Source organism: Streptococcus sp. 2018162 (assembly GCF_019754175.1).
Classification (GTDB): Bacteria; Bacillota; Bacilli; order Lactobacillales; family Streptococcaceae; genus Streptococcus; species Streptococcus hashimotonensis.
On record NZ_JAIJZP010000007.1, the window covers coordinates 66,446 to 91,528 of the forward strand.

Sequence of the window (25,083 nt, forward strand, 5' to 3'; positions counted from 1 at the left end):
TGAACCTCCTAATAGACTGCCAACTTCTTCTCGCCATAGGCTTGAAGCTTGGTCAAAATAGTTGAAAAGAGTAGATAAACAAGGGCCACCTCACAATAGAGGGCAAACGGTTCATAGGTCCTTGCTGCAATCTGCTGAGTCGCCATAAACATCTCCAAGACGGTAATATTGGCAGCCAGCGATGTATCCTTGACCAATCCAATCAAGGTATTCGATAAGGGTGGAAAGGCCACTCGAAAGGCCTGTGGGAGAATAATCCGACGCATGGTCTGGGCAAAACTCATCCCGACAGAATAGCCAGCCTCCAACTGCCCCTTAGGCACGGACTCGATAGAAGCCCGTATGGTTTCCGCAACGTAGGCACCTGTATTGACAGAAAAAACCAAAACCGCCGACGGAAAGGCATCCAAGACAATTCCTAGACTTGGTAGTCCAAAGAATATCACATAGAGTTGAACCAAGAGCGGTGTCCCTCGAACAACCCAAATATAGAAACGAGCCACTTGTTTGAGAATGGGAATCTGAGCAATTTGCACCAAGGCAGTCCCAATAGCAATTAACAAGCCAAAGGTAAAAGACAGGATTGTCAGTGGGATAGTCACCAACAATCCTGGAACAAGTATTTGTGAAAATGAATCAAGCAATAGTTGCCATACTCTCTCTGTCATTGTTTCTCCTGATTACTTAGCTTTTGATACGTCTTCACCAAAGTATTTGTTTGAAATTTCAGCTAATTTTCCTTCACTAGCCAATTCTGCCAAGGCTGCATCAATCTCTTTCACAAGATCTTCATTTCCTTTTGCAACTGGGAAGGCTGTTGTCGATACGTCATCCGTCAAGGTCACAACCTTAATCGGTGCATCAGCATGCTGTTTCACATAATCCAAGTACACCAAGTTGTCATTGATGGTAGCATCCACACGCCCTGTGTTCAACAATTCAACTGCCTGAGAGAATCCATCCACACCGACAACTTCTGCACCATTTTCACGCGCCAAATCTGCCCAGTTACTTGTCAAGCTGTTGGCTGACTTCTTACCTGACAAATCTGCAAAGCTTGTAATGTCAGTATTATCTTTTTGCGTCACCAAGGCTCCATAGATGTATGTATATGGTGTTGAAAAATCGTATTTTACCTTACGCTCATCTGTAATACCAACTTGGTTAGCGATAGTATCAAAACGGGCCGCATCCAAACCTTCAATCATGGAATCCCATTCTGTTTCAACAAATTCCACCTTAACACCCAATTTCTCAGCAACGGCTTCGGCTACTTCTACATCATAACCGACCAACTTTCCGCTCTCATCGTGGTAAGAGTAAGGAGCATAGGCACCTTCAGTACCGATTTGAATAACGCCTTCTTCCTTAATTTGTGCCAAGAGGGTTTGGTCTGTACTATTCGATGTACCTGCAGATGAATTGCAGGCTGCTAACACGATACCCGCAAACAATAAACTTGTAAACATAGCTATTTTCTTCATAATTAAAACACACTTTCTTTTTCAGATTTTACAATAGTATCATGAATAACTATTTCCAGCCAATATATTTTTTCTATCAGGGACATTAAAAATTTTAATCAAGTATCGGAACATAAAAAAAGACCTACTCGATCTCAGAACGTAGATAAACTCCTAAAAATATTAAAAATTGAAGAGGTTTGCGAAAGATAGCAAGTCATTAAACTCTTAGAAACATTGATATTTCGGCGTTTCTGAGAGTTATTTTATTTTCAACATAAAGAAAAAAGATTGAAGAAAATTGCCCAAAATGGACTTTTTCTTCAATCTGAGACCTACTCGGTCTTTATATCTCATATTAATTATACTCCAGCTGGTGGGTAAATATAGCTGACTGTTCCTTCGCTAGTCGTTGTCGGATCAAAGAAACCTCGGACATTACTTGGGTAGTATACTCCACCATAGTTTGATTCCTTAACTTGAATGTGCCCGTTAGCTGCCACATCTGTTACATAGGCAACATGACCGTAGCCTCCATCTGTCCATACAGCAATAGCGCCAACTTTTGGAGTAGTTCCCACTTCATATCCAAGCGCTGCCGCACTAGCTGCCCAATCTCCACCATTACCCCAATAGTTTCCGACCCAAGGAGCCATTTCTTTGGCACCCCAAGTACACTGACCAGCTGGATAGGTATTAGCCGTATATTCCACAGCAACCTCTGACACCATATTGGTAGCCAAAGCAGCCTTTGTAGCGGCAGCAGCTTTCTCAGCCACAATTTTTTCTGCAGCAGCTTTGGCTGCTATTTTTGCAGCTTCAACCTTTTTTGTTAACGCTGATACTGTCGGACTATCGCTTATAACTGTGTCATCTGCACTGACATTCACCATTCCCAACCATAAAAGATTTCCTATGAGGGCTGTAAACAGTCCCAATTTGAATTGTTTTTTTATCATTTGATAACTCATAATATTTGATTCCTTCGTGTTTTTTCTGCCCTATCTATCCTAAGGGATAATCCTTGCAGAGAGCTTAAAGAAATGTAACAAATATTACAGATAACTTGCAATCTCTTAACAATCACGGAGTTCGGACTTTTTGTCAAAAAAACGACCTCCAATACGGAAGTCGTTTTCTATTTAGTGTAATTATTTTCTCCTACTCCTAAGTACACTGATTAGAATAAAAACCAAACCAGATATAATGTTTAGATATTTATTCCCATAAAGCGGGCTAATCGCGATAAGGAAAAATCCTAGGGCTAATAAGAAGGGAGATTTGTTCTTGGAAAACATTATTCCTCACCAGCCTTAACCTTATTGGCTGCAATAACAAATGGTGTCCAAATCAGGAAGGCAACAAAGAGGTTGAAGAGTGAAACCAACGCAGCCATAATGTTACCACCTGTTGCTAGATAAGCGTAGAGCCCTGGAGGGGTAATCCATGGAACAGGAGCAAAGACTGGCGGAATTATACCTGCCGCTGTCGCTAAGTATGCGATAGTTGCACAAATCGGTGGAACAATTAGCCATGGAATAGCAAACAGTGGATTCAATACCATTGGTATACCAAAGGTAACTGGTTCGTTAATATTGAATACACCCATTGGAGCAGATAATTTAGCTACCATTTTGTATTCTTCTCGTTTTGAGAAAATGAAAATAGCAATAATCAAAGCTAGAGTGACGCCTGAACCACCCATTTGAGCATAGGCATCAAAGGAACCACGAGTCCAAAGCCACGGTAAATTCGCAGTACTATGAGTTGCAGTATAAACAGCCGCATTTTCATTTAGTGCAACCATGTAGACTCCGTCCATAATGGGCGCCAAGACATTGTGACCATGCAGGCCGAAGAACCAAAAAAGTTGTACAAGGAAAGTTAAAAGAATGACTGACCCAAGACCTTGTGACAGACCAAGTAATGGCAGTTGAATATAAGTTGATACTAAATCTCCCAAAGATTGTCCTGTTAGAGTAAATGCAAGATATGCCACAATAGAAGAAGCATAAATCGCCGCTGTTCCTGGGATAATAGCCGCAAAAGCCTTGTTAACTGCCGGTGGAACAGAATCTGGCAATTTAATAATGACATTCCGTTTTACAAGACTTGCATAGACCCATGTAGCGAGAAATCCAATAAACAGTGCTGTAAACAAACCTGTTGCACCGCCATATTTCAATGCGATAGCTCCCCACTGGCTTGTTTCCAAGGTTGAAACTCCATCTGTCGTCACAATGGATAATCCCAAACCTTCCAAAGCAGTGATAACCGATTTGTCCACCCCTTCTAAAGCGGTTGAAATGGTGAGGCTTTGAGGAATAGTTGAAATGAAGGAGGCGAAGGAAATCAAACCACCCGCCAAAGGATTGACCTTGTACATCAAAGACAAGTTGTAACCAAAGGTAAAGGCAAAAACAAGCGCCATGATGCCAATGGTTCCAAAATAAACATAACCATTGATGTTAATAATTGGCTGCATGGCCTCTGCAAAACCTGTCCAGCCCATATTGTTTGGAATATCCCTCAGAAAGACATTCAAAAGAACGGCCACCGTACCTGCCATGGTAATAGGCATCATGGAAATAAAGGAATCACGAATCGCAATCAAGTGACGTTGCGAACCAATCTTACCAGATATTTCCATAAACTTTTCAGAAATATTTGACATAATCTGTCTCCTTTTCTATTTTTTTATTGTATATGATCGAAATATTAAGCTGAAGCCCCGTCTACAGAATGGCGAATAAGGGCTTCTAATTGGGCCTCTGTCTGACGCTTTATACTTTTTGAAAAAAGTTTTTCCATGAGAAAATAGTTGCCTTTTACAAAAATATCACCAGCTTCCATCTCATAAGAATATTCTATATTAGTTTGAGCATTCCCTAAATCTTCTAGCCGATAGCAAACATGTTCTTTACCTCGGTTAGAGTGAAAACAGACTGCGTAACAATTGGGTGCTGAAAACTCTTCGATGATCACTTTGACACTGTGCTGACCTTTATCACCAAAAACCTTTGTATAAGTAAGCCCTTGGATGATATCTTGATCTTGCAAAGTGGACCCCGTATTTTGCTGAAAATCATCTTTTAAGGATTGACGAATAGTAGCGAAAAGTCGCTCAATTGAAACTTGACCTATTTTTGATATCTTCATAACCCAGTCCTCCTATAATTATCCAATCTGTTTATAAAGATCTACGAATTCTTTCGCTAAATCAATAAATGTCAAAGCATTCATTAAGTGATCTTGTCCATGTACCATTAACAAAGATAATTCTACAGACTCTCCACTTGCTTCTTTTGCTAATAATTGTGTTTGCGATTTATGGGCAATATTCAATGAAGCTGTTGCGTCTTGGAGCAGCTGTTCCGCTTCGTCAATACGACCTTCTTTGGCTGCTCGAATCGCCTGGCTAGCGAAGCCCTTTGCTTCACCACCGTACATGATTAGCCCCATAATCGCTTCAAGATACTCTGGAGAATTCATACTACCCCTCCATCATTTTTAGGGCAGCCTCTAGCACCTTAGCTCCGTTCATCACTCCGTAATCCATCATATTGATAGCATCTACCTTAATAGCTGGCTCAAATTTTGCCTTATAGTCATTCAATAGGAATTTTACTTGTGGACCTAAGAGTAATACATCAATCTCTTTTTGAGCAACTTCATTATCGGCTTCAGATACTGGAACAGCCCAAATAGTTGCTTCAACCCCTGTTTCTTCTGCTGCTTTTTGCATCTTAGTTACAAGCATACTTGTAGACATACCTGCGTTACAAACTAACATAATGTGTTTCATAAAAAACTCCTCCTACCCCTTTCTTTGAATGAGGGGAATAAAAATATCAATTAATTCTTTATAATTTGGATGATGTAACAAACGTTCTTGGAGAACTCTATCTTGAACAAAATCAACCAGACAAGGTGAGATATACTTCAGAAATGCATTTCGCCCCTTTGAAGGTGACAATAAGAAGACGAATTGAACTCGCTTTCCATGACCCCAATCCACAGCATTCTTATATATCCCTACAACAATTTGTTCTGAATAACTCATCGGCAAGGCTGGATGAGGGAAGGCTAACCGCTCCCCAAAGACAACCGGACTGTAAGATTCTCGTAAATTCACTTGTTCTATAAAGCGATTAACAAAATCAGGCTCAATGGATTCGTTCAAAGAAGCTACTAGTTGATTCAAGGCTACTTCTCGATCACAATCCTCCTCAAGATAGATTATTCTATGTGGAGCAAATACTGCTTCTGCAATCTGCTTAGCCTGACCTACTTCCATTAGCACATTTTCCCCTTGGTCAGGAATAACTGGGGTCGTTTGCTGTAAATGAGATCGAATAGCCTCTATGTCCTTCTCTGATAGGAAGACGCTGACATTGATGACTGGGGTCATAAAAATTAGATTCGACAAGCTAATGGATGAAATAATCAAATCAACATCCTTCAGTCGTTCCTCTGTAACTTCATAATAACTAACCGTATCAAGAATTTCTAAGCTGGATGAAAATTCTTTCTCCAAGCGATTCTTTAACATCAATGCACTTCCAATTCCGGTAGCACAGACTACCAATACTCTGGTCTTCTTAAATCCCTGATAACGTTCTATTGCCGCCATCACATGTAAGGTAAGGTAAGCCCACTCATCATCCGAAATCGAATACCCCATTAGTTCTGGTATCGCTGCAAATGCTGTTTTTGTTAGTTCGAAAGCCTCAAAATATTGGTCTTTAATTTCAGTAGTTAAGGGATTTCCCAGTTGAATATTATTCTCCAAACGAATACGTAATGGCATCAAATGGGTCAGAACTCCTTTGCATAGTTGCTGATCCTTTGACAACTCTAGGCCCGTTAATTGTGATAAATGCAGGAGACTGTTCTCCACATTTTGTCTAAATCTCTCTTCCACCTCACCATCTTGATTCGGATTCCCCGTTAGTTTTACCTTAAGGTGCAAAGCAATATAATTTGCTTCCTCTGACGGTATCGTCACTTGAAACGTTTCTTCGATTCGTTCAATAATCCGTTGTGCCACAAGATACTCTTGAGACGACTGAATACGCTCCGATATCGGGAATAGGTCAAGACCAGACCCGATTTTCATCCGTTGTAAAAGAAGAGCGATATGGAGCACTAGATTCTGCATGACAAAATCCGATAAACGTAATTTAGCATCCCGACACTCGTCTAAAACAATTAACATTAAATCTGTGAATCGTATATCTGGCAATAGATTGGTTTCGACAACTCCATAAACAGATTGAACACTTCCCTCATCAAAAAAGTAATCCATAATAAAGTGACGGATAGCAGGTTCATCCCCTCTTAGTTCAATTCCTTTACGTGTCACTAGGAGTTCTAATTGATAGGACGAGAACAGTTTCCGAATATCCGCCAAAATGGAATGAAGCGTAGTCTTTCCAATGAATAGCTCTCTCTGTAAGCAATCTGGTGACTGAATCGGATCCTCAAACAAGAGCTTATTGAGAATATACCGTTGCCGATCTCCCGCTTCTTCTAGTTGGGTTAAATCGGTTAACCGCTTTTTTAGGAGCAATTGCTCCTGCCAAAACATTTCAAACTCAACTGGCCGTTCAATCTGTAAACAATAACCACTACCCTGTTTTGAAAGGATATGAGCACCGCTATTTTCTAAAGAAGATGTCAGTTGATGAATATACGTTCTTACCGTTCGATCACTCACTGATAATACCTTGGCTAGCTCGATGCTTGGTACAAATGTCTCCTGTTTTGCAAGTAAAACCTCTAACAAGCGTACTTCTTTTTTAGATAACATGCTCCCTCCTTTCCTCCAACAGTCTTTGATTTCTTATAGGTACATTATAACATGAAAGCGATTTCTAGAGGTACCTACTTTTTCCGCATTATTAATGAAAGTGCTCGGAAGCTATGACCAGTTTAAACTCTTGCCACGGTTTAATAAAGCGTAACAAGGGAAGATAGTCTGGGCTGATTCGTCCGACCTTATTTACCTTTGGACTGATGGTAAATTCTTTGAGTGCAATTTGCAATTCACCCTTATAGCGACCATATAAATCATTATCAATTAAGATATCTCCTCGTCCCACAGGAATTGCTTTGTCTGACCGAGCCGGTACAGATGCGTCCTTATACACCACACGAGGCATGGTTGAACGCAGAACATAAGCAGAAATATCACCTCGATAAACATGATCAAACGCTATAATCTCTCTTTCAACGGGAGTCAACCCCTCCTCGATATCAACCATGAGGCTGATTGTATCTTCATTTAAAACTGTTTGAATGGATTGTAGTTCCTCCTCCGAGATAAATTGGTTTGAAATCAAAATAGTATCAATAAAACCCGTTGCCTTCATCCAAGCAATTTGCAAGGGAAGAGGCCTGAACCGATGATCTTCTAAAGTTGGCAGGCCTTCAGATAATGGCCACGGTCCTTCAGAAGCTGTTTGTGCACTGACAAATGCCGCAGTTCTTATGCCAGATTGATGATAAAAAGATGACATCTCTAAGAAGTGCTCTTCGGATAAACCTGTAAAAGCATGAGGATAAAAATTATGGCAGGCAATAATATTATCCCTGTTTGCAATACTAGCCAAAAGATTGGACAACAAGGTCTTATCTGTACTCAAATTCAATTCAACTTTTATGTTGTGTGGATTATGTGTCATCTCAATGATTTCTTCCAAAGGAAGAGCTTCATCAAGACGAATCCCAGCTAACCCCAGTTCAGCTGCACGATCCATCAATGCCCCATCCCAACCTTGCGCTGCGATAAAATGGGGACTGATATCTGCAATGACAGTCATCCCAAGTTGATTTGCATAGTCAATTAGTTTTTGATACAATTCGAAAACTGTTAAATCTCCATTTTCAAGTTGCAATAAACTCATAAATAGGCGCCTTGCTCCGTATTGGTGCAGAAGTTTAATGTAAGCTTGACTCTCTTCTAGCGAATAGTTTTCAGGATAAATTGAAAAGCCCAGTTCCACCATCATTTCCTCCTAGCGATGAAAACCATTAGCATCGCTCAATTTCTTGAACCACTTGCCTGATTTCTTAACAATTCTTTCTTGCGTGTCTAGATCCAGTTCAACTAATCCATATCGATTCTTGTATGCATTTAACCAAGACCAGCAATCAATAAAGGTCCATAACATGTATCCTTTACAATTCGCCCCTTCTTGGATAGCTCGATGTAATTCAATTAAATGATCTTCGATAAATTCAATCCGGTAATCATCTTGAATGAATCCATTGTCTTTAAACGCGTTCTCTCCTTCAACTCCCATACCATTTTCTGTTACAAACCATTCGATATTATGGTAATTTTCCTTAATATTTATCGCAATATCATAAATTCCTTTTTCATAAATCTCCCAACCTCTATGCGGATTCATTTTTTTACCTGGCATATCATATGGGGCAAAGAAATGTTCCGGAGTAAGAGGCTCTCCCTCTTTCCAACTATTGGTTGGAGCTTGTACCCGAAGGGGTTGATAATAATTCACCCCTAGGAAATCCACACGATTTTCCTTAATAATGGCTAATTCCTCATCGCTGACCTCTGGCATTAGCCCATATGCATCAATCAGCTCGACTAATTCATCGGGATATTCTCCTAACACAGACGGATCTAGAAAGCTCTTTGTTTGAAACAATTCTGCAATTCGAGCTGCTTTTATATCCTCTGCTTGCTCACTACGAGGGTAGGCAGGAGTTAGATTCAAGACAATAGCGATTTTTTTGTAAGGATTTACCTCATGGCATGCCTTTACAGCTAAAGAACTTGCCAACTGTGTATGATAAGCCACCGCAACTGCCGCTTTTGCATCAACCTTACATGGATAATGATAATTTCCTAGATAACCACACTCTACTGGAACAATCGGCTCATTAAAGGTAATCCAACGATCGACTAAGTCATCAAACAATTCAAAACATGTACGTGCATATGCTTCATAGGCTCGAATGATTTCCTTATTTTCCCAACCACCTTTTTCTTGTAAACAATAGGGAAGATCAAAGTGATAAAGATTGACAAAGAGCTGAATTCCCTTTGCTCTTACCAAAGAAAAAACCGAACGATAGAAGGACACCGCCTCTTGATTAATTTCTCCAGTACCTGTTGGTATAAGACGCGACCATTGAATGGAAGTCCGAAATACAGTGTGCCCAGTTTCAACTAATAAATCAATATCTTTTTCATAATGTTTGTAAAATGTTGATGTTTGACTAGGGCCAATTTTGTTATGAAATCGTTCAGGCTCAATACTATACCAATAATCCCAGTTGTTCTGTTCTTTTCCATCACCTGGCTCGATTCCTTCACTTTGAGGTCCTGATGTAGAAGAACCCCACAAAAAATTTGTTGGAAATTGATAAAATACCTTGTCTTTAGTCATTGATTGTTCCTTCTCTCTTTTATGTGCTGTATAACTGGTGCGAATTGTGGCAAATAATTCTCATGTGCAAGTAACATATCTTGTAATAGCACTTCAGCTTGTGGTCCGTTTGAAATAAGCGGGTTGAGTGTAAAAGCTTGTAAAGCCAGGGAATAATCACCTGTCATTGCTGCCTGAACAGTGACAAGCTCCATTTGCTTCATCAGTTGTAAATAGCCGGTTACAATCGGCGGAGTTGTTGGACAAGCTAGTGGAGTTGCTCCTTGCGCAGAGATAATCGAGGTGACTTCTACCACACAATTTTCAGGTAGATAGGGAATAACTCCTCTATTTACAGTAGATACGGTCAATTCTTCTCTACTATCATTATGGATAGCACAAATAATTTGACAGGCAACATCACTATAATAGGCACCCCCACGTAGTTCCAGCTGTTTTGGTTTGTCTTTCAATTGTGGGTCTTTGTAAAGCTCAAACAATTCTGTCTCTACTTCTTGCACAACCTTGGCTCGTACATTACCCTGACGATACTGTTCCAAAGCATCCTCTAACATTTCTTGTTCCAAAAAATAATAACGATGGTAATCACATGGCAACATTCCAATCGTCCGAAGCAATTGAATAGGAAACTCTAGATCGGTAATATTTTTGACTGCTTCTGGCGTCTCCTGTCTCAAATCACCATACAATGTTTCTAAGACTACTTGCGTACGATTTTCCCCATACTTATCCCAAACTTCATGAAAGTGAAAATGATTTAACCCAACATGGCGCGTACTTAGGTCTCCTTCTGATTGGCCTAAAATCTGAGCAGCACGTTTCTTTTGACCAACAGGGATATTACACAGACCAATAACTTTCTTCCAGTGGAGTTCATTAGCAATGGCTTCCGTTACGATACCAGCAGGATTCGTAAAATTAATCAACCAAGCATTCGGACACAAGTCCTTCATATCCTTGATAATCCCTTTATATGCTTCAATAGTCCTAAAAGCTTTAAAGATTCCTCCAGCCCCATTGGTCTCTTGCCCCAGCATCCCATAACTCAAGGGAATGGTCTCATCTAAGTATCTTGCAGGTAGTTGGCCAACTCGGAACTGAGACGTTACAAAATCAGCCTCTATCAATGCTTCTCTTCTGTCCAAGGTCGACTCTATCTTCCAGTCCAGGCCTGCTTTTTCAACCATTCGCCGTGCTAACTCAACTACGATCTCCTGTTTTTTTGTGCCTTGTTCAACATCAACAAACCACCATTCTCGAATGGGTAATTGATGTGCACGAAGAATCATACCTTCAACCAATTCTGGTGTGTAACTTGAGCCGCCACCAATTGTCACTAATTTAAGAGTTTTCAATACACTTTCCCTCCCTCATCTTCTTTTATATTCTTATTATATTTCAGTGCACATCGATTGTAAACGGATACACAGACCCTCTTTTTCCGTATCACAACGGAAATTAAGACAACAGGATCATTCTAGAAAATACAAAAACGACCTCCAATACGGAAGTCGTTTTCTTATTATTTACATTTATTTCACAACAATATTAACAAGTTTAGTTGGCTCCAACAGTCTGCGGATAGACTGTTGGAGGTTGGAGATAAACAAACAAACGAGGCAATCGTTACTTGATAACGATATTGACGAGTTTATTTGCAACAACAATCACCTTCACCACTGTTTGCCCAGCGATTTCAGCTTGGACTTTTTCGTCTGCAAGGGCAACTTTTTCAAGTTCAGCTGGTGCTAAGTCTTTGGCTACGGTCAAGCGAGCTTTCACCTTGCCTTTGATTTGGACAACGATTTCCACTTCGCTTTCTACCAGCTTACTTTCGTCATATGTTGGCCATGCGACGTAGCTGATTGACTGGCCAGTGTTTGTCAGACCCTGCCAGAGTTCTTCTGCCAAGTGTGGTGCAAATGGGGCGATCAATTGGACAAAGCCTTTGGCGTATTCGACGTAGAGCTTGTCTTCCTTGTTGGCTGCGTTGACAAAAATCATGAGCTGGGCGATAGCCGTGTTGAATTTCAGGTCTTCAATATGTTCTGTCACCGTCTTCACAGTTTCATTGTAAACTTTATCAAGCGCTCCGCTATTTTCCGCCACAATATCTTTAGTAGTCAAGAGGCGGTAAACACGGTCAAGGAACTTACGGCTGCCCTCGAGACCTTCTTCTGACCAAGCGATTGACGCATCAAGTGGACCCATGAACATTTCATAAACACGGAGGGTGTCCGCACCGAATTGCTCGACCACATCATCTGGGTTAACCACGTTTTTAAGAGACTTAGACATCTTAGCAGGTGCCTGCTCCAACTCTTCACCAGTTTCGATGTTGAAGAATGAACCATCACGTTTTTCAACTTTATCTGTCGCAACAAGGGCACCACGGCTGTCGCGGTAGCTAGTTCCCAAAATCATCCCTTGGTTAAAGAGTTTTTGGAATGGCTCTTTGGTCGGTACAACGCCAAGGTCGTAAAGGAACTTATGCCAGAAACGAGCATAAAGTAAGTGAAGGACTGCGTGCTCGGCACCACCGATGTAGATGTCCACTGGCAACCAAGCTTTGAGAAGCTCCTCGTCTGCCAATTTCTCATCGTTGTGCGGGTCGATGTAGCGGAGATAGTACCAGCTAGAGCCCGCCCATTGTGGCATGGTGTTGGTCTCACGGCGACCTTTTACGCCGTCTTCACGCACCACTTCCAACCAGTCTGTCAAGTTAGCAAGAGGTGACTCCCCTGTACCTGACGGCTTGATGTCTGAGGTTTTTGGCAATACCAGAGGTAACTCATTTTCAGGTACTGCTGTGGAAGTACCGTCTTCCCAGTGGATGATTGGAATTGGCTCACCCCAATAACGTTGACGGCTGAAGAGCCAGTCACGGAGGCGGTAAGAAATTTTCTCCTGACCGAGACCATTTTCTTCCAACCAAGCAACCATTTTAGCAATGGCTTCTTCCTTGTTAAGACCGTCTAGGAAATCAGAGTTGATGTGGGCACCATCTTCTGTGTAAGGTGCTTCTTCTACATTGCCACCTTCCAAAACTGGAATGATGTCCAAACCAAACTGTTTGGCAAATTCCCAGTCACGCTCATCGTGGGCAGGAACTGCCATAATAGCACCTGTTCCGTAGCTTGCAAGGACATAATCAGCAATCCAGATTGGAATTTCACGACCATTGACTGGGTTAATCGCGTAGGCACCTGTCCAAACACCTGTCTTGTCTTTGGCAAGGTCTGTACGAGCAAGGTCTGATTTAAGAGAAGCTTGGCGTTTGTACTCTGCCACAGCTTCTGCCTGCTCAGGCGATGTGATGCTATCGACCAAGTCATGCTCAGGGGCAAGGACAGCATAGGTCGCACCAAAAAGGGTATCTGGACGAGTTGTGAAAACGGTGAAGTCCTTGTCTGTGTCCTTGATTTTGAAGGTCACATTGGCACCAGTTGACTTACCAATCCAGTTGCGTTGCATATCCTTGATTGACTCTGGCCAATCAACTTCTTCTAGGTCATTGAGCAAGCGTTCTGCATAGGCAGTGATTTTCAACATCCATTGACGCATTGGTTTGCGAACAACTGGGTAGCCACCACGCTCAGATGTTCCGTCAGGAAGGACCTCTTCGTTGGCGATAGCTGTTCCCAATTCTTCTACCCAGTTGACAGGCACTTCTGCCTCGTAGGCCAGGCCTTTTTCATACAACTTGGTGAAAATCCACTGGGTCCACTTGTAGTAGTTAGGATCAGTCGTGTTGACCTCGCGATCCCAGTCATAAGAAAAGCCAAGGGCGTTAATCTGACGCTTGAAGTTGGCAATGTTTTCTGCTGTAAAGTCAGCTGGGTCATTTCCCGTATCCATAGCGTATTGCTCCGCAGGCAGACCGAAAGCATCCCAACCCATTGGGTGAAGAACGTTGTAGCCTTGGGCACGCTTGTAACGGCTGAGAATGTCCGTCGCAGTATAGCCCTCAGGGTGACCAACGTGCAAGCCTGCTCCAGACGGATAAGGGAACATATCTAGGGCATAAAAGTTTGGCTTATCTGCATCTGTTCCCGTTTTAAAAGTATGATTTTTTGCCCAAAATTCCTGCCATTTGGGCTCGATTTCCTTGTGATTGTAGAAGCTCATGTCATTTCTCCATGTCAATAAATTATCTTTACTATTATATCACGTTTTTGGGGAATTGGGAAAGACAAAAACAGCCAGTTTTCACTAGCTGTTTTCCCATTTTTACCAAATAATCACGCGGTCTTCTTTTGCACGCCACATGCCGTCGCCTTCTTGAACGCCAAAGGTTTCATGGAATTCGTCGAAGTTTGGCAACTGAATGTTAGTACGCAGATGACCTGGTGCGTGGACATCGACACTCGCCAACATCTGCATGAACTCAGGACGGGCCTTCATTCGCCAGATGCGAGCAAAGTTAGTGAAGAATTCCTCTGCGGAGAAGTCTTCCTCTGACTTGGCTGCTTCTAAGGCTGCTGCAATCCCACCAAGGTCGGCAATGTTTTCTGACACAGTCAACTTACCATTGATTTTAGCACCGTAAGAATCCTGACCCTCAAACTGGTCGATGACCTGCTGAGTACGAGCTTCAAAGGCTGCATAATCTTCCTCTGTCCACCAGTTATTAAGGCTACCATGCTCATCAAAGGAGGCACCGTTTGAGTCAAAGGCATGGGAAATCTCGTGGGCAATGACAGCACCAATACCGCCGTAGTTAGCTGATGAAGACTGTTCTAGCGAGTAGAATGGTGCCTGCAAAATGGCTGCTGGAAAGACAATCAAGTTCTTCTGTGGGTTATAGTAGGCATTGACCATGTGAGCTGGCATGCCCCATTCCTTAATGTCCACAGGCTTGTTCCACTTGCTCCAACCATGAGCAATGTCAATCTTGTTTAGTTCGATAGCATTTTCCACCAAGGACTTGCTTGGGTCAACAATCTTCTTATAATAGCGCTCTGGCAAGGCTTCTGGGTAACCAATGTAAGGCTTGATAACATTGAGTTTGACAATAGCTTTGTCACGCGTTTCCTGAGCCAACCAGTCCGCCGTTTCCAAACGAGACTTGTAGACCTCAATCATCTTGGCAACTTTTGCTTCCACATCGGCCTTGGCTTCTGGTGAGAATTTTTCTCCAGCATACCAAAGGCCGAGAGCCTGGTTAAAGTAACCTTGTGCCAGGTTGTAGGCTGCTTTTTCTTGGTTTTGAGCCTGGGGTGTACCAGAAAGGGCACGGCTATAGGCTCCTGCTAGAATACGGATTTCATCCGACAGGAAGGCTGTATAAGCTCCTGCCGCTTTCAAAATCAAGGTCGCCTTCAAAAGCTCCCAATTATCCGCACTGTAAATGTCCTTGGCAGCCTGCCAGAAGCGTTCCTCAGGCACAATAATCTTGTCTGGTTTTTGACCTAAAATCGCCGTAAAGAAATCATCCAAAGGCAACTCGGGTGCCAAAGCAGTAAAATCTGCCCACTCATACGGATGATAGAGTTTGGCATACTCAGACCCCTCTTCATTTGACAAGACATACTTGGCAACCTTGGCATCCAGTTCCAAACGTTTGTCCAGAAGGTCCTTGATTTCTTCATCTGAAAAACCAAACTTAGGTAAGAGGGCCTCTTGACTCTCTCTCCACGTTTTAAGCAATTCTGCTCCTTTTTCATGACCTTCTTCATAGTAGGTCGTATCTGGTAAGATAATACCTAATGAATCTGCCCAAAGAACATTTATTGTCGCATCCATAAAGTCAGGTGCCACACCAAAAGGCATGAGGTTTGGCTTGCCTGCCAACTCATATTCTGCCAGCTTGCTGGTAAATTCTTCGAAAGAGTTGAGAGCCTTGTACTCTTCAATCAAGGCCTGAGCAGGCTCTGCTCCCAAACGGTCACGGGTTTCATAGTCGGCTACTTGTTTGTGGAAAGCCACGAAGTTTTGCAAAACGCTATCTTCTGGGACATTTTCCCCCGCCAACCAAGCATTTGTCGTATCAATCATGAGCTTTTCAATCTCGTCCGCCAAATCAGAAAAGCCACCTGTTCTTGGCTTATCGTCTGGAATCACGGCTGTTTTTGCCCATTCACCATTGACGTATTCGTAAAAATCATCTTGTAAACGTGTCATTGATTTTCTCCTTTGTCTTTCTTAATGACTATAATAACAAAAAATTCTGACAATTTCACTTATCAGATGACCGTGACCAAGTATTTTTCAGAATAATACTCGAGCAAACCACAAGAAGGCTGACAACGGCACAGGTCCCTGACATGGTTAAATCCAGTTGATTGGCCACTAAAAAACCAAGCACAACCGTTAGAATAGCGATACCTTGCCCTAAAAGAAGCAATTGCCAAAAGGATTTGACCCAACGTAGGGCAGCCATACTTGGTGCCACCAAGAAAACAATAACAGTCATCGAGCCAATCGCTTCAAAGGCCAGAACAGTAGTTAAGGAAACTAGAATCAAAATGACCATTTCTAACATCCTTGTTCGTAAGCCAGACAAACGAGCATGGTTGCTGTCAAATAGATACACTTGCAAACGATGGTAAGCCCAAGCAAAAAATAGAACGATAACCAACCAAGCCAAACTCGACTTGACCAGACTAACAGGGAATGACCAGGCTAGAACATCCATACGATGAAGCGGAGCAAAAAGTACTTCCCCCTGCAAAACCAGATCCACATCCAAGTGAACATTGCGAGCAAAAAGAGAAATAAGCAAAACCGCCACCGCAAAAAAGAAAGAAAAAACTAGACCTGTTGCGGCATCATGCGCTATCTTTCGACTATGCAGACGGTCAATGGCAAGAACCGATAATAACCCAAACAGACTGGCACCAACTATTAGCAACGGCGAATCCAAACTATGACTAATAAAAAATCCCAGAACAATCCCAAGCAAGACAGAATGCGATAGAGCATCTGCCAGCATCGATTGATTTTTTACAACCAGTATCGAGCCAAGCAAGCCACAAGAACTAGCAATAACCATCAAAATGAGTAATACTTCAAACACGACCATTCTCCTTTCTGACATAGGTAACATACACAAATGCAGACAGGGTCAGACCTGTCAGACAGACGATAATAGTCGGTCCGGTCGACAAGCCAGATACACTAGAGCTAATCCAGGTCCCTACAAAAGCCGACCCAATTGCAACGATTCCTGCCAGTAACAGACTCTTGTGATACGATTTTCCCAGCATCAAGCCAAAGACAGCTGGTGCAATCAAAAAACTACTCATCAAAATAGCCCCGACTAACTTTAATCCTACTGCAATTAGGCAAATCATCAAAAACATCGTCAACTGCTGTAAGTACTTTACACGAACACCAATAACCCTTGCAAAAGTTTGATCAAACAGATACAGCTTATAGTCTTGATAAAAGAAAGCAAACAATACCAAAGCCAATAGAGAAATGAGTCCGATGAGTATCACATCATCCAGCTGAATAAAGGCTGCCTGTCCAAATAGATAGGTTTGCAATCCAGCCTGGGAAGCCCCTGCAAAGACTTCATTTCCCTGAATAGCATTTTTCAAGACCATTCCCAAACCAAAGAAAGAAGCAGACACCAATGAAAGGGCATTGACTAGACTGTGACCACCTTTTCGACGCAGCCAATGGACAAGTGCATAAGAAAGGTAGCCTGACAACACTGCTCCTAACAGCAAGTAGAGAGGATGTCGCGACTGAAAAATCATGAAAGAGACAATCACTCCAGGATAAGAAGCATGCCCAAGAGCATCCCCAAGCAAACTCTGTCTAGTAAGAACAGATATACTTCCGATAGTACTGGCTGCCACAGCTAGGCTAACGGTCCCTAAAGCAACTGTCCAGAAAGAATACTCTTTGAAAACCTCAAACATGACTGCCTCCTTTGGCATTTCCTAGAAACAGCCCATTTCCTATACCGTAGGTCGCCTGATAATTCTCACTTGTCAAAGTCTCATCCATCGGACCAGAATCAATCACATGCTTATGAAGCCAGACAAGGTGATCAAAGTAGGCATCCAGCGTCGTTAAGTCATGATGAATGACAATGGAAGTTTTCCCTTCACATTGGAACTCCTTGAGCATATCCATGATCATGATTTCTGTTGCCTGATCAATCCCTGCCAGAGGCTCATCCATAAGATACAATTCTGCTTCCTGTGCCAGGGCTCTGGCTAGAAAGACCCGCTGACGCTGCCCACCTGAAAGCTGATCAATCTGACGATGGCGTAAATCCGCAATTTTTAACCGTTCTAGAGCCTGCTCAACAATCTGTCTATCAGCCTTAGTTGGTCTTCTAAACATTCCCTTACTATGAGCGAAGCGTCCCATCAGAACAATTTCAAAAACTGTTGCAGGAAATTGCCAGTTTACTTGACTGGATTGGGGAATATAGGCTACTTTTTGAGCAATCACCCTCTCTAGACCTGCCTCCTGACCAAGCAAGCGAACCTGTCCTGTGATAGGTTTTTCCAACCCCAAAATGACCTTGAATAGACTGGACTTCCCAGCACCATTTGGTCCAACAATAGCCGTCCGACTCCCTCTGGGAATCACCAAATTAACATCTTCTAAAGCCAAGGTCTGGCTGGCTGTATATGCTAAATTGACATCTTTTAATTCAATGATTGCTGACATATTTCCTCCTATTTTAAAAAATGATATACCTCATTCATACTCAATGAAAATCAAAATCAGACCAACCTACCAAGCTGAGAAAGTCGATAAGATTAAGATACGTACCAACAAATTACTGGCAAACCCTATACCTCGCTCATTTCAACACATCAGTACATGAATTTGATTTTCGCAGAGCACCAATGCTTCTTTCAATTGTATGTTTATAATTCTGTTAAAAATGGTCCAAAAACGGAAAGAACTCGACCTAGACCGAGTCCTTTTTACTACTCATTTGAAATCCCTATTCACGCACAGACTACTGATATATAAAGTCCCGCTGTGAACCAACAGTACCGAGGTCTACAAACAGTATTTCTAGTCAAGGACCTCAGATTTGCTACTAACGCCTATCCTCCCCCAAGCGTTGCTACCTCCTATAGAAAAAGTCCTATACTGCTTGTGCTCGAAACAATTGATTGTCCCTCATATTGGTACCTATCAACTCTACCTTTGGCAATTTCTCTAGTCTTCATTGAATAGTAAGTCCGTTCGACCTGCACTATTTCAGATATTTAACCATCAATGTAACATTATGTTTGTACATGTCGATAAAGGTATCCCCTTCCTCGCCTTCTGGTGCCAAAGAATCTGAGAATAACTCCTTACCTTCGCCTGTAACAACTTCAACCTGACCGCCTTTGGCTTTTACTGCCTCTTGCAATTTCTCCATGCGTTCTGGATTGGTTGTAGACTCTGTAAAGATAGCCTTGATATTATGGTCGATGATTAGGTTAACTGTCTCAATCATGTCACTATTAGCCACTTCTGAGTCGGTGCTCACTCCTTGAGGAGCATAAAGAGTGAAGTCATAACTAGCAGCAAAGTAATTAAAGGCATCATGTGGCGTTACCAAATAGCGACTTTCTTTTGGAATCACACTTAATTCTTTTTCTACCCAGGCATGCAAATCATCCAGCTGCGCTTGGTATTTTTCTGTATTTTTCTGAATCATCTCAGCTTTAGCAGGCAAGAGTTTTTGTAGTTCCTCTGAAGCTACAGCTACAGCTGACTTGTACAAGGGAATTGAAAACCAGAAGTGGGGATCGACAATCTCTTCCCCATCCTCATCCATCGTATTCAAGTCTTTTGCATTAAAGTTTTTAGAAACAGCTACTCCGGTCTTCTCCAAAGCTTCAACCATTTTACCTTCAAAGTGCAAACCGTGGTAGAGAACAAGGTCAGCCTTTTGTAATTTTGATAAATCACTAGATTTGGCTACGTACAAATGAGGGTCTTCTCCTGCTGGAATCAGCAAATCACGTTCCACCTCATCGCCTGCCAACTGATAGACCATGTCATTGAGGAAGGAAGTAGTCACAGCCACTCTTGGCTTACTAGAGCCTTCTGTGGTTTGCGATGGACGACAAGCTCCTAGCCCTATTAGGGACAATAGCAGAGCAAAACTGAACAATATTTTCTTCATATAGGTTCTCCTTTTATTTTTATTAAGCATACCTAACTATATAATTAGATTAAGCTAAAAAAATCATTTTGTCAACTGATTTTTAAATTTTTTGATATAATAGTCTCAGTAGAAAGCGAGTTCTCATGACACCAAACAAAGAAGATTACCTAAAATGTATTTATGAACTGGGTCAATTAGACCAAAAAATTACCAATAAACTCATCGCAGAGAAGATGGCCTTCTCCGCACCAGCCGTTTCCGAAATGCTCAAAAAAATGGTAGCCGAAGAGCTCATTTCTAAGGATGCCAAGGCAGGTTATCTCCTCAGCCAAACCGCCCTTGAAATGGTAGCCAGCCTCTATCGCAAACACCGCTTGATTGAAGTATTCTTAGTTGAGCAACTTGGCTACTCTCCAGAAGAAGTACATGAAGAGGCTGAGATTTTAGAACACACCGTTTCAGATCACTTTATCAATCGCCTAGACCTGCTACTGGAACAGCCTCAAACTTGTCCTCACGGGGGAAGCATTCCTCAAGCAGGACAACCGCTCATCGAACGCTACCAGACACGGCTGTCACAGCTAACTGAGACAGGGAACTACCAGCTTGTCCGTATCCATGACTTCTATCAACTCCTTCAGTACTTGGAACAACATGAATTAGCTGTCGGCGATTTACTAACCGTCACAGACTTCGATCACTTTGCCCAAACCATCACCATCCAGTACAAGGACAAAGAGCTCGCCGTCCCAACAGCCATCGCTCAACAATTATTCATCGAAAAAAGCAATCGCCCAGCCTAAACAAGCTGAGCGATTTTTTCTTCTAAAATAAATAGTTACCTCTTTTTCAAATTACGGAAAATAGATCTGGCTGCAAAAAATAGTTGCCCACATACATACACTAACCATAGTAGGAACCCTATATAAAAACAGCCCAATAGAAAATGAGGGTTATAGGTTAAAGGCTGCAAGACAAACATGAGAATCCCTACCAACCACCACCGCATGCCCCAGGTCATCTTTCTCTGGATAACCCACTCCAGCCAATCTTCTCCAACTGAACTTCTGGTTTCCAGATACTCTTGATTAAGGTCTTGAAAAAATTTTCTCATATTCCCAATCACCCCTGCACTTGATAGTTAGCAATTATAAAGTTACCAACTTCATCTTAGTATACAGGCATTTCCCAAAAATGTCTACTGTCAATTTTTATCCACCAATCCGCACCAAACCAAATAAAATTTGGAGGAGTAAAATGGAGGCATTATAGAAGCTATGTGCAAGGATAGTATCTGTCATTCGTCTATTGCACATATACAGATAGCCCAGATAAGCCCCTGTTATAAAGTGCCCTAAAAATGCTACTGAAAAGCTCCAAGTATGACAATAGGCAAATAGAAGGGCAGAAAATACGATGACCATTTGAGGACGCTTAGGAAAATACTGGGCTGTCTTTTCCAACAAAATTCCTCTGTATAGAAACTCTTCTAAAACTGGAGCAAACAAGACAACTGAGAGAGCCATCACCCTAAAATTTTCCGAATTTAACTGATTGACTGTATCCAAGGCGTTATAGTCGTTTAGTTTGCTTTTAGTACAAGGCAACGAGCTGCAGGCTGTACTGGAGTACGGCAAAGCGAGTTAACGAAGTAATCAAAGATAAACTAAATGACTATAGAATCACTAGCTAAGACCCAAATACTACCAAAGGAGGTTCAGGCAAGTTTGTCCAGTAAATACCAACGCTGTCATACCGACTATTTTAAAAATATTCAGCTTCTCTCTTGAAAAGACTTGATTCTTCACCATTCCTCGTCTGATGACAGAAAGTAGTGCCAATATTGCAAGACCAAGCCCTGTCATGACTGCAAGTTTTAGTAGCACACTCTCTTGAAAGGCTGTTATCCCCACATAAGCCGAAAATTGAATGAGCAAAGTGAGAAGCAAGGTACCCACTGCTAAACCGATGGATTTTATTATTCTCATATTCTCACCCACACTTTCTTCAGATATTTCAATCCTAATTTTTCTTGTTTCTAATGTATTGTCGAACGACACTCCATTTATTTAGCATTTTTATTGATTTGACTCAAAATAATCAACCAAGTGCCAATAATAATCCAGTCTTTTACAGAAAGCACCTTACTTTCGAGGTAATAATAGACAACTAGGGAAACATTCATAAAAAATAAAATAAAAAATAATAGCTTTCTATTCATAAATCCACTACAAAATGGAAGCTGAAAAAATCAACCATTCATTCCTCCTGTCAATGTTATTAAACTGTTTTTACTAGATGTTATTTCAAATACTACTTATTCTTTTTCCAATCTTTCATAGCACGAATTCCCCAACAGAGCAAGATTAAAAAAGTAATTGCTATGATGAATCCGATAAAACCGATTATTTTCTGGTAGAAATATTCTGCAGTCAAACCTCTATACAAACTTACTAGTCCTATGATTGAAAATAAGACTATGAAACCTAACTGTTGCAAGTACAAAGTAGGCTCCCACACTGTATGTTCTCCCTGCTTTCTTACTTCTTTCATAAAATAATAATTGACGACGAAAGAAGTAGACATACACATTCCAATTGTCACACACCATAAGATTTGAAGAGATATGACCTCTCTCATCATATAGAGAACAAATAAAACAATTAGAGGAAGTTGACCAGCCCAAAATCGAAAGAATATCAATTGTTTTTTCCTTGAATTATTTTCCTTCATATATAGTACCTCCAGTGTATATTACTGCTACACAATTGTTTTTCCTATTTTAGTATAATCTAACTCACCCTGATTTTTTCAGCCATGTCATGAACGGTCGATATTTTGTAATGAATGACCATTTTTTCGAGAAAATGCAAAAAAATCCAGCCTTTCGACTGGACTTGCATCTATAAATCTTAATCTATAAACACCAACTCCTGAACAAATCGATGATTGCTACTGTTCGTCGATATAGAAAATTTAGGATAGTTATCTAAAATAGCTTTTACATTAGCCAAGCCAATTCCTCGATTATCTCCTTTTGTAGAGTGACCATACTTAAAGATATGACTTGTTACTACCTTATCTTCGACAGTAGTATTTTCTACAACCACAATTTTTCGGTCATATTCCTGGAAGTAGGCAAATACAATATTTCCATTTGTACACCGCTCTGCAGCATCGATAGCATTATCTAATAAAATAGACAGAATCGTTATGAATTCTATCAACTCTAAAGCAGGTGGTTCAATTTCAGCATCTACTTCCACAGAAATTGCAATACCTTTTTTTTGTGCCTCCAGCATCTTAGATGACAGCAAACTCTTCACAGCAGGATTTTGTATATTGGATAATCTAGCTATATCGTACTTTCCATCATAGAATTTTCTATCCGAATCTGCTATCACTTCTTGATAAATTGAACGAATCGCAACAATATCCTCTTCCTTAATTGCTTCATTCAGACTAATAAGAATATTAGTGTAGTCATGTCGGAAACTTCGAATTTCTTTATAAAGCGACTCGATATGTCGACTATAGCGTCCCAAATCAATAATTTGTTTATCCTTCAATTCTTGGAATTCTCTATCACTTTTTTCTTTCTTTTTATAGTTTAAATACAATAGACTAACAACAAATATTATAAAATATACCAACAAAATATTTGTTCGAACATAATAAGGATCCCAATTTATGGTAATTTTATTATTTATACTTAAAAACTCAAATTGAGCCGTTGTTCTCACAAGTAAAAAATAAGTAATGAATGAAGCATTGAACCACCAAAATATCTTTCTCAGTTCTCTGTCTAATGTATCTACTTTTAAATCTTTTGCCTCAATTCTTAATCCTTTAAAAAATAACCGATAAAAAGGTATAAGAAGTAAGGTTAAAACTATATCAAATAGTAACCCTAAACTAGAATAGTTCAATTGAAATACAAATCTTAAGTATAAACCGATAATACGTTGAAACATATCCCCGATTACAAATGGTAATAAGCCATAAAATATTTTTTGAGTATTATTCCAATTTGTTTTTAAAAAAGGGAGAACAACCAAAAAAGAGAACGGCTCAAATAATAAAGAAACATCATAAAAAATTATTTGACAACCAGTTAAAAGAAAAGCAATCCAACATTTTTTCCAATTGCTCAAAAATAAACCACTGATTTGTTGAAGAATCATCAAACGAATCAGCATGTCAATAAAGAAGACCGTATCATAAAAAGGAGATATAAAAATATTCATCATTTAATCTCCAGCAAATCTGCAAGTTTCTTCTGCTTCAAACGAGAAACAAAACAAGAATCTCCATTCTCAAAATAGGCAATGTGGTTTGCTCTGTCCAACTTCGTTATATTTAAAGGATTCACTACACAAGAACGGTGTGCCTGGTAAAGTCGTTCGTCAGCTTTCGCTATATCGGATACCTTCCCGTAAAACTCAGTCTGACCTGTTTTCGTTTTTAAAATGACTTTATGTATTGTTGATGATGTTTCAAAATAAAGGATGTCACTAAAAGGAACTTGAATATGAGCAGTTTCAGTTTTGTATACAAAAGAATTTTCAGCTACAGTATGATCAATATTTTCAAAAGCATGCACTAATACATCTGATACTGCCTTTTGAAAGTCACTATCCCCCAGGCCTTTATCTATAAAATCTAAAGCAGAAACCCGATAACGATACGTTACCGGCATAAATTCTGAGTGAGTTGTTACAAAGACAATAACAGCGTAGGGATCGCGAGCACGAATTTCTTTAGCGATTTCCATTCCTTTCTTTTCTTCGCCTTTTATTTCAATATCTAAAAAGAAAAATTGGTGATTGCCTGCTTCCTCAATTGATTCCAATAACTGATTTGGTTTACCAAAAACTTCTAGGAATTTATATCTTACAGACGTTTCTTCAACACACCGCCTAATAGCATTTTCTAACCTACTCTGCTGAAAAAAATCATCTTCTAATACAAAAATATTAAGCATCGCTATCTCCTAAACTTTTTGTAAGTTATAATCATTATTATAGCATATTCAGGTAAAAGATAAATGTCCAACTTGACTTGATAGACCTACCGATGTATAATAAACATAGAAAAAGGTAGTTGCTGGAAACAACTA

The 25,083-nt window shown here is 40.7% G+C and carries 23 protein-coding genes; 1 reads left to right on the plus strand and 22 read right to left on the minus strand.

From position 1 onward, the window contains the following. Positions 1-8 precede the first annotated feature (8 nt). The 17 genes from K5Q22_RS06895 to K5Q22_RS06975 all read right to left on the minus strand — a co-directional run bounded on the left by K5Q22_RS06895 (position 9) and on the right by K5Q22_RS06975 (position 19,982). On the minus strand, positions 9-668 hold the full coding sequence (locus K5Q22_RS06895; protein WP_205014106.1) for an amino acid ABC transporter permease: 660 nt from the start codon (positions 666-668) through the stop codon (positions 9-11). Between the two features lie 12 nt (positions 669-680). Next, positions 681-1,484 (minus strand): amino acid ABC transporter substrate-binding protein, encoded by an 804-nt coding sequence (locus tag K5Q22_RS06900; protein ID WP_205014107.1) that lies wholly within the window; start codon positions 1,482-1,484, stop codon positions 681-683. 341 nt (positions 1,485-1,825) lie between these two features. Beyond that, positions 1,826-2,434 (minus strand): CHAP domain-containing protein, encoded by a 609-nt coding sequence (locus K5Q22_RS06905; RefSeq protein WP_024381213.1) that lies wholly within the window; start codon positions 2,432-2,434, stop codon positions 1,826-1,828. Positions 2,435-2,760: 326 nt separating this feature from the next. Continuing rightward, positions 2,761-4,137 (minus strand): PTS sugar transporter subunit IIC, encoded by a 1,377-nt coding sequence (locus K5Q22_RS06910; RefSeq protein WP_114866942.1) that lies wholly within the window; start codon positions 4,135-4,137, stop codon positions 2,761-2,763. A gap of 44 nt (positions 4,138-4,181) precedes the next feature. Next, positions 4,182-4,622, minus strand: coding sequence for a DUF3284 domain-containing protein (locus tag K5Q22_RS06915; RefSeq protein ID WP_114866943.1), 441 nt, complete (start codon positions 4,620-4,622; stop codon positions 4,182-4,184). Between the two features lie 18 nt (positions 4,623-4,640). After that, positions 4,641-4,955, minus strand: coding sequence for a PTS lactose/cellobiose transporter subunit IIA (locus K5Q22_RS06920; RefSeq protein ID WP_014638781.1), 315 nt, complete (start codon positions 4,953-4,955; stop codon positions 4,641-4,643). A 1-nt stretch (position 4,956) separates the two neighbouring features. Further along, the gene (locus K5Q22_RS06925) at positions 4,957-5,268 is read right to left on the minus strand and encodes a PTS sugar transporter subunit IIB (RefSeq protein WP_014638782.1); all 312 of its coding nucleotides are present in this window, start codon (positions 5,266-5,268) and stop codon (positions 4,957-4,959) included. A 12-nt stretch (positions 5,269-5,280) separates the two neighbouring features. Continuing rightward, positions 5,281-7,275: a transcription antiterminator gene (locus K5Q22_RS06930; RefSeq protein WP_205014108.1), complete on the minus strand. Its 1,995-nt coding sequence runs from the start codon at positions 7,273-7,275 to the stop codon at positions 5,281-5,283. Between the two features lie 91 nt (positions 7,276-7,366). After that, complete coding sequence (locus K5Q22_RS06935; protein WP_160864341.1) at positions 7,367-8,473, minus strand: DUF871 domain-containing protein; 1,107 nt, start codon at positions 8,471-8,473, stop codon at positions 7,367-7,369. Between the two features lie 9 nt (positions 8,474-8,482). Then, positions 8,483-9,883 carry a glycoside hydrolase family 1 protein gene (locus K5Q22_RS06940; protein WP_205014109.1) on the minus strand — a complete coding sequence of 467 codons (1,401 nt, stop codon included), beginning with the start codon at positions 9,881-9,883 and terminating at the stop codon, positions 8,483-8,485. Further along, positions 9,880-11,238 (minus strand): 6-phospho-beta-glucosidase, encoded by a 1,359-nt coding sequence (locus tag K5Q22_RS06945; RefSeq protein ID WP_205014110.1) that lies wholly within the window; start codon positions 11,236-11,238, stop codon positions 9,880-9,882. The genes K5Q22_RS06940 and K5Q22_RS06945 overlap by 4 nt, the downstream gene beginning before the upstream one ends. Before the next feature lie 271 nt (positions 11,239-11,509). After that, complete coding sequence (gene leuS / locus K5Q22_RS06950; protein ID WP_205014111.1) at positions 11,510-14,011, minus strand: leucine--tRNA ligase; 2,502 nt, start codon at positions 14,009-14,011, stop codon at positions 11,510-11,512. 102 nt (positions 14,012-14,113) lie between these two features. Next, positions 14,114-16,006 carry a M13 family metallopeptidase gene (locus K5Q22_RS06955; protein ID WP_205014112.1) on the minus strand — a complete coding sequence of 631 codons (1,893 nt, stop codon included), beginning with the start codon at positions 16,004-16,006 and terminating at the stop codon, positions 14,114-14,116. 55 nt (positions 16,007-16,061) lie between these two features. After that, positions 16,062-16,901: a metal ABC transporter permease gene (locus tag K5Q22_RS06960; RefSeq protein ID WP_044772022.1), complete on the minus strand. Its 840-nt coding sequence runs from the start codon at positions 16,899-16,901 to the stop codon at positions 16,062-16,064. Continuing rightward, a complete protein-coding gene (locus tag K5Q22_RS06965; RefSeq protein WP_205014113.1) occupies positions 16,894-17,754 on the minus strand; it encodes a metal ABC transporter permease in 861 nt (286 codons plus the stop codon). The genes K5Q22_RS06960 and K5Q22_RS06965 overlap by 8 nt, the downstream gene beginning before the upstream one ends. Continuing rightward, on the minus strand, positions 17,747-18,517 hold the full coding sequence (locus K5Q22_RS06970; protein WP_205014115.1) for a metal ABC transporter ATP-binding protein: 771 nt from the start codon (positions 18,515-18,517) through the stop codon (positions 17,747-17,749). Before K5Q22_RS06970 ends, K5Q22_RS06965 begins: the two co-directional genes overlap by 8 nt. Before the next feature lie 541 nt (positions 18,518-19,058). Continuing rightward, entirely contained in the window at positions 19,059-19,982 is a 924-nt protein-coding gene (locus K5Q22_RS06975; RefSeq protein ID WP_044754415.1) for a metal ABC transporter solute-binding protein, Zn/Mn family, read from the minus strand. 125 nt (positions 19,983-20,107) lie between these two features. Between K5Q22_RS06975 and K5Q22_RS06980 the strand changes: the two genes are divergently transcribed. Next, positions 20,108-20,767 (plus strand): metal-dependent transcriptional regulator, encoded by a 660-nt coding sequence (locus K5Q22_RS06980; RefSeq protein ID WP_002942034.1) that lies wholly within the window; start codon positions 20,108-20,110, stop codon positions 20,765-20,767. 408 nt (positions 20,768-21,175) lie between these two features. Here K5Q22_RS06980 and K5Q22_RS06985 read toward each other — a convergent pair whose 3' ends face one another. The 5 genes from K5Q22_RS06985 to K5Q22_RS07005 form a co-directional block, all read right to left on the minus strand. Continuing rightward, the gene (locus tag K5Q22_RS06985; RefSeq protein WP_238139281.1) at positions 21,176-21,490 is read right to left on the minus strand and encodes a CPBP family intramembrane glutamic endopeptidase; all 315 of its coding nucleotides are present in this window, start codon (positions 21,488-21,490) and stop codon (positions 21,176-21,178) included. Positions 21,491-21,667: 177 nt separating this feature from the next. After that, positions 21,668-22,024 (minus strand): hypothetical protein, encoded by a 357-nt coding sequence (locus K5Q22_RS06990; RefSeq protein WP_239514861.1) that lies wholly within the window; start codon positions 22,022-22,024, stop codon positions 21,668-21,670. Between the two features lie 253 nt (positions 22,025-22,277). Next, positions 22,278-22,697 carry a hypothetical protein gene (locus tag K5Q22_RS06995; protein WP_029171304.1) on the minus strand — a complete coding sequence of 140 codons (420 nt, stop codon included), beginning with the start codon at positions 22,695-22,697 and terminating at the stop codon, positions 22,278-22,280. Between the two features lie 179 nt (positions 22,698-22,876). Then, positions 22,877-24,214 (minus strand): GHKL domain-containing protein, encoded by a 1,338-nt coding sequence (locus K5Q22_RS07000; protein ID WP_239514862.1) that lies wholly within the window; start codon positions 24,212-24,214, stop codon positions 22,877-22,879. Beyond that, positions 24,211-24,948, minus strand: coding sequence for a response regulator transcription factor (locus tag K5Q22_RS07005; RefSeq protein ID WP_205014118.1), 738 nt, complete (start codon positions 24,946-24,948; stop codon positions 24,211-24,213). The genes K5Q22_RS07000 and K5Q22_RS07005 overlap by 4 nt, the downstream gene beginning before the upstream one ends. Between the last annotated feature and the right edge of the window lie 135 nt (positions 24,949-25,083).

Excerpts from the sequence above, each read along its gene's own strand:
- K5Q22_RS06965 (WP_205014113.1), bottom strand. The coding sequence starts at position 17,754 with ATGTTTGAGGTTTTCAAAGAGTATTCTTTCTGGACAGTTGCTTTAGGG.
- K5Q22_RS06975 (WP_044754415.1), bottom strand. The coding sequence starts at position 19,982 with ATGAAGAAAATATTGTTCAGTTTTGCTCTGCTATTGTCCCTAATAGGG.
- K5Q22_RS06985 (WP_238139281.1), bottom strand. The coding sequence starts at position 21,490 with ATGGCTCTCTCAGTTGTCTTGTTTGCTCCAGTTTTAGAAGAGTTTCTA.
- K5Q22_RS06910 (WP_114866942.1), bottom strand. The coding sequence starts at position 4,137 with ATGTCAAATATTTCTGAAAAGTTTATGGAAATATCTGGTAAGATTGGT.
- K5Q22_RS06925 (WP_014638782.1), bottom strand. The coding sequence starts at position 5,268 with ATGAAACACATTATGTTAGTTTGTAACGCAGGTATGTCTACAAGTATG.
- K5Q22_RS06935 (WP_160864341.1), bottom strand. The coding sequence starts at position 8,473 with ATGGTGGAACTGGGCTTTTCAATTTATCCTGAAAACTATTCGCTAGAA.
- K5Q22_RS06895 (WP_205014106.1), bottom strand. The coding sequence starts at position 668 with ATGACAGAGAGAGTATGGCAACTATTGCTTGATTCATTTTCACAAATA.
- K5Q22_RS06905 (WP_024381213.1), bottom strand. The coding sequence starts at position 2,434 with ATGAGTTATCAAATGATAAAAAAACAATTCAAATTGGGACTGTTTACA.
- K5Q22_RS06940 (WP_205014109.1), bottom strand. The coding sequence starts at position 9,883 with ATGACTAAAGACAAGGTATTTTATCAATTTCCAACAAATTTTTTGTGG.
- K5Q22_RS06915 (WP_114866943.1), bottom strand. The coding sequence starts at position 4,622 with ATGAAGATATCAAAAATAGGTCAAGTTTCAATTGAGCGACTTTTCGCT.
- K5Q22_RS07005 (WP_205014118.1), bottom strand. The coding sequence starts at position 24,948 with ATGCTTAATATTTTTGTATTAGAAGATGATTTTTTTCAGCAGAGTAGG.
- K5Q22_RS06970 (WP_205014115.1), bottom strand. The coding sequence starts at position 18,517 with ATGTCAGCAATCATTGAATTAAAAGATGTCAATTTAGCATATACAGCC.
- K5Q22_RS06980 (WP_002942034.1), top strand. The coding sequence starts at position 20,108 with ATGACACCAAACAAAGAAGATTACCTAAAATGTATTTATGAACTGGGT.
- K5Q22_RS06930 (WP_205014108.1), bottom strand. The coding sequence starts at position 7,275 with ATGTTATCTAAAAAAGAAGTACGCTTGTTAGAGGTTTTACTTGCAAAA.
- K5Q22_RS07000 (WP_239514862.1), bottom strand. The coding sequence starts at position 24,214 with ATGATGAATATTTTTATATCTCCTTTTTATGATACGGTCTTCTTTATT.
- K5Q22_RS06955 (WP_205014112.1), bottom strand. The coding sequence starts at position 16,006 with ATGACACGTTTACAAGATGATTTTTACGAATACGTCAATGGTGAATGG.
- K5Q22_RS06995 (WP_029171304.1), bottom strand. The coding sequence starts at position 22,697 with ATGAAGGAAAATAATTCAAGGAAAAAACAATTGATATTCTTTCGATTT.
- K5Q22_RS06920 (WP_014638781.1), bottom strand. The coding sequence starts at position 4,955 with ATGAATTCTCCAGAGTATCTTGAAGCGATTATGGGGCTAATCATGTAC.
- K5Q22_RS06900 (WP_205014107.1), bottom strand. The coding sequence starts at position 1,484 with ATGAAGAAAATAGCTATGTTTACAAGTTTATTGTTTGCGGGTATCGTG.
- leuS (WP_205014111.1), bottom strand. The coding sequence starts at position 14,011 with ATGAGCTTCTACAATCACAAGGAAATCGAGCCCAAATGGCAGGAATTT.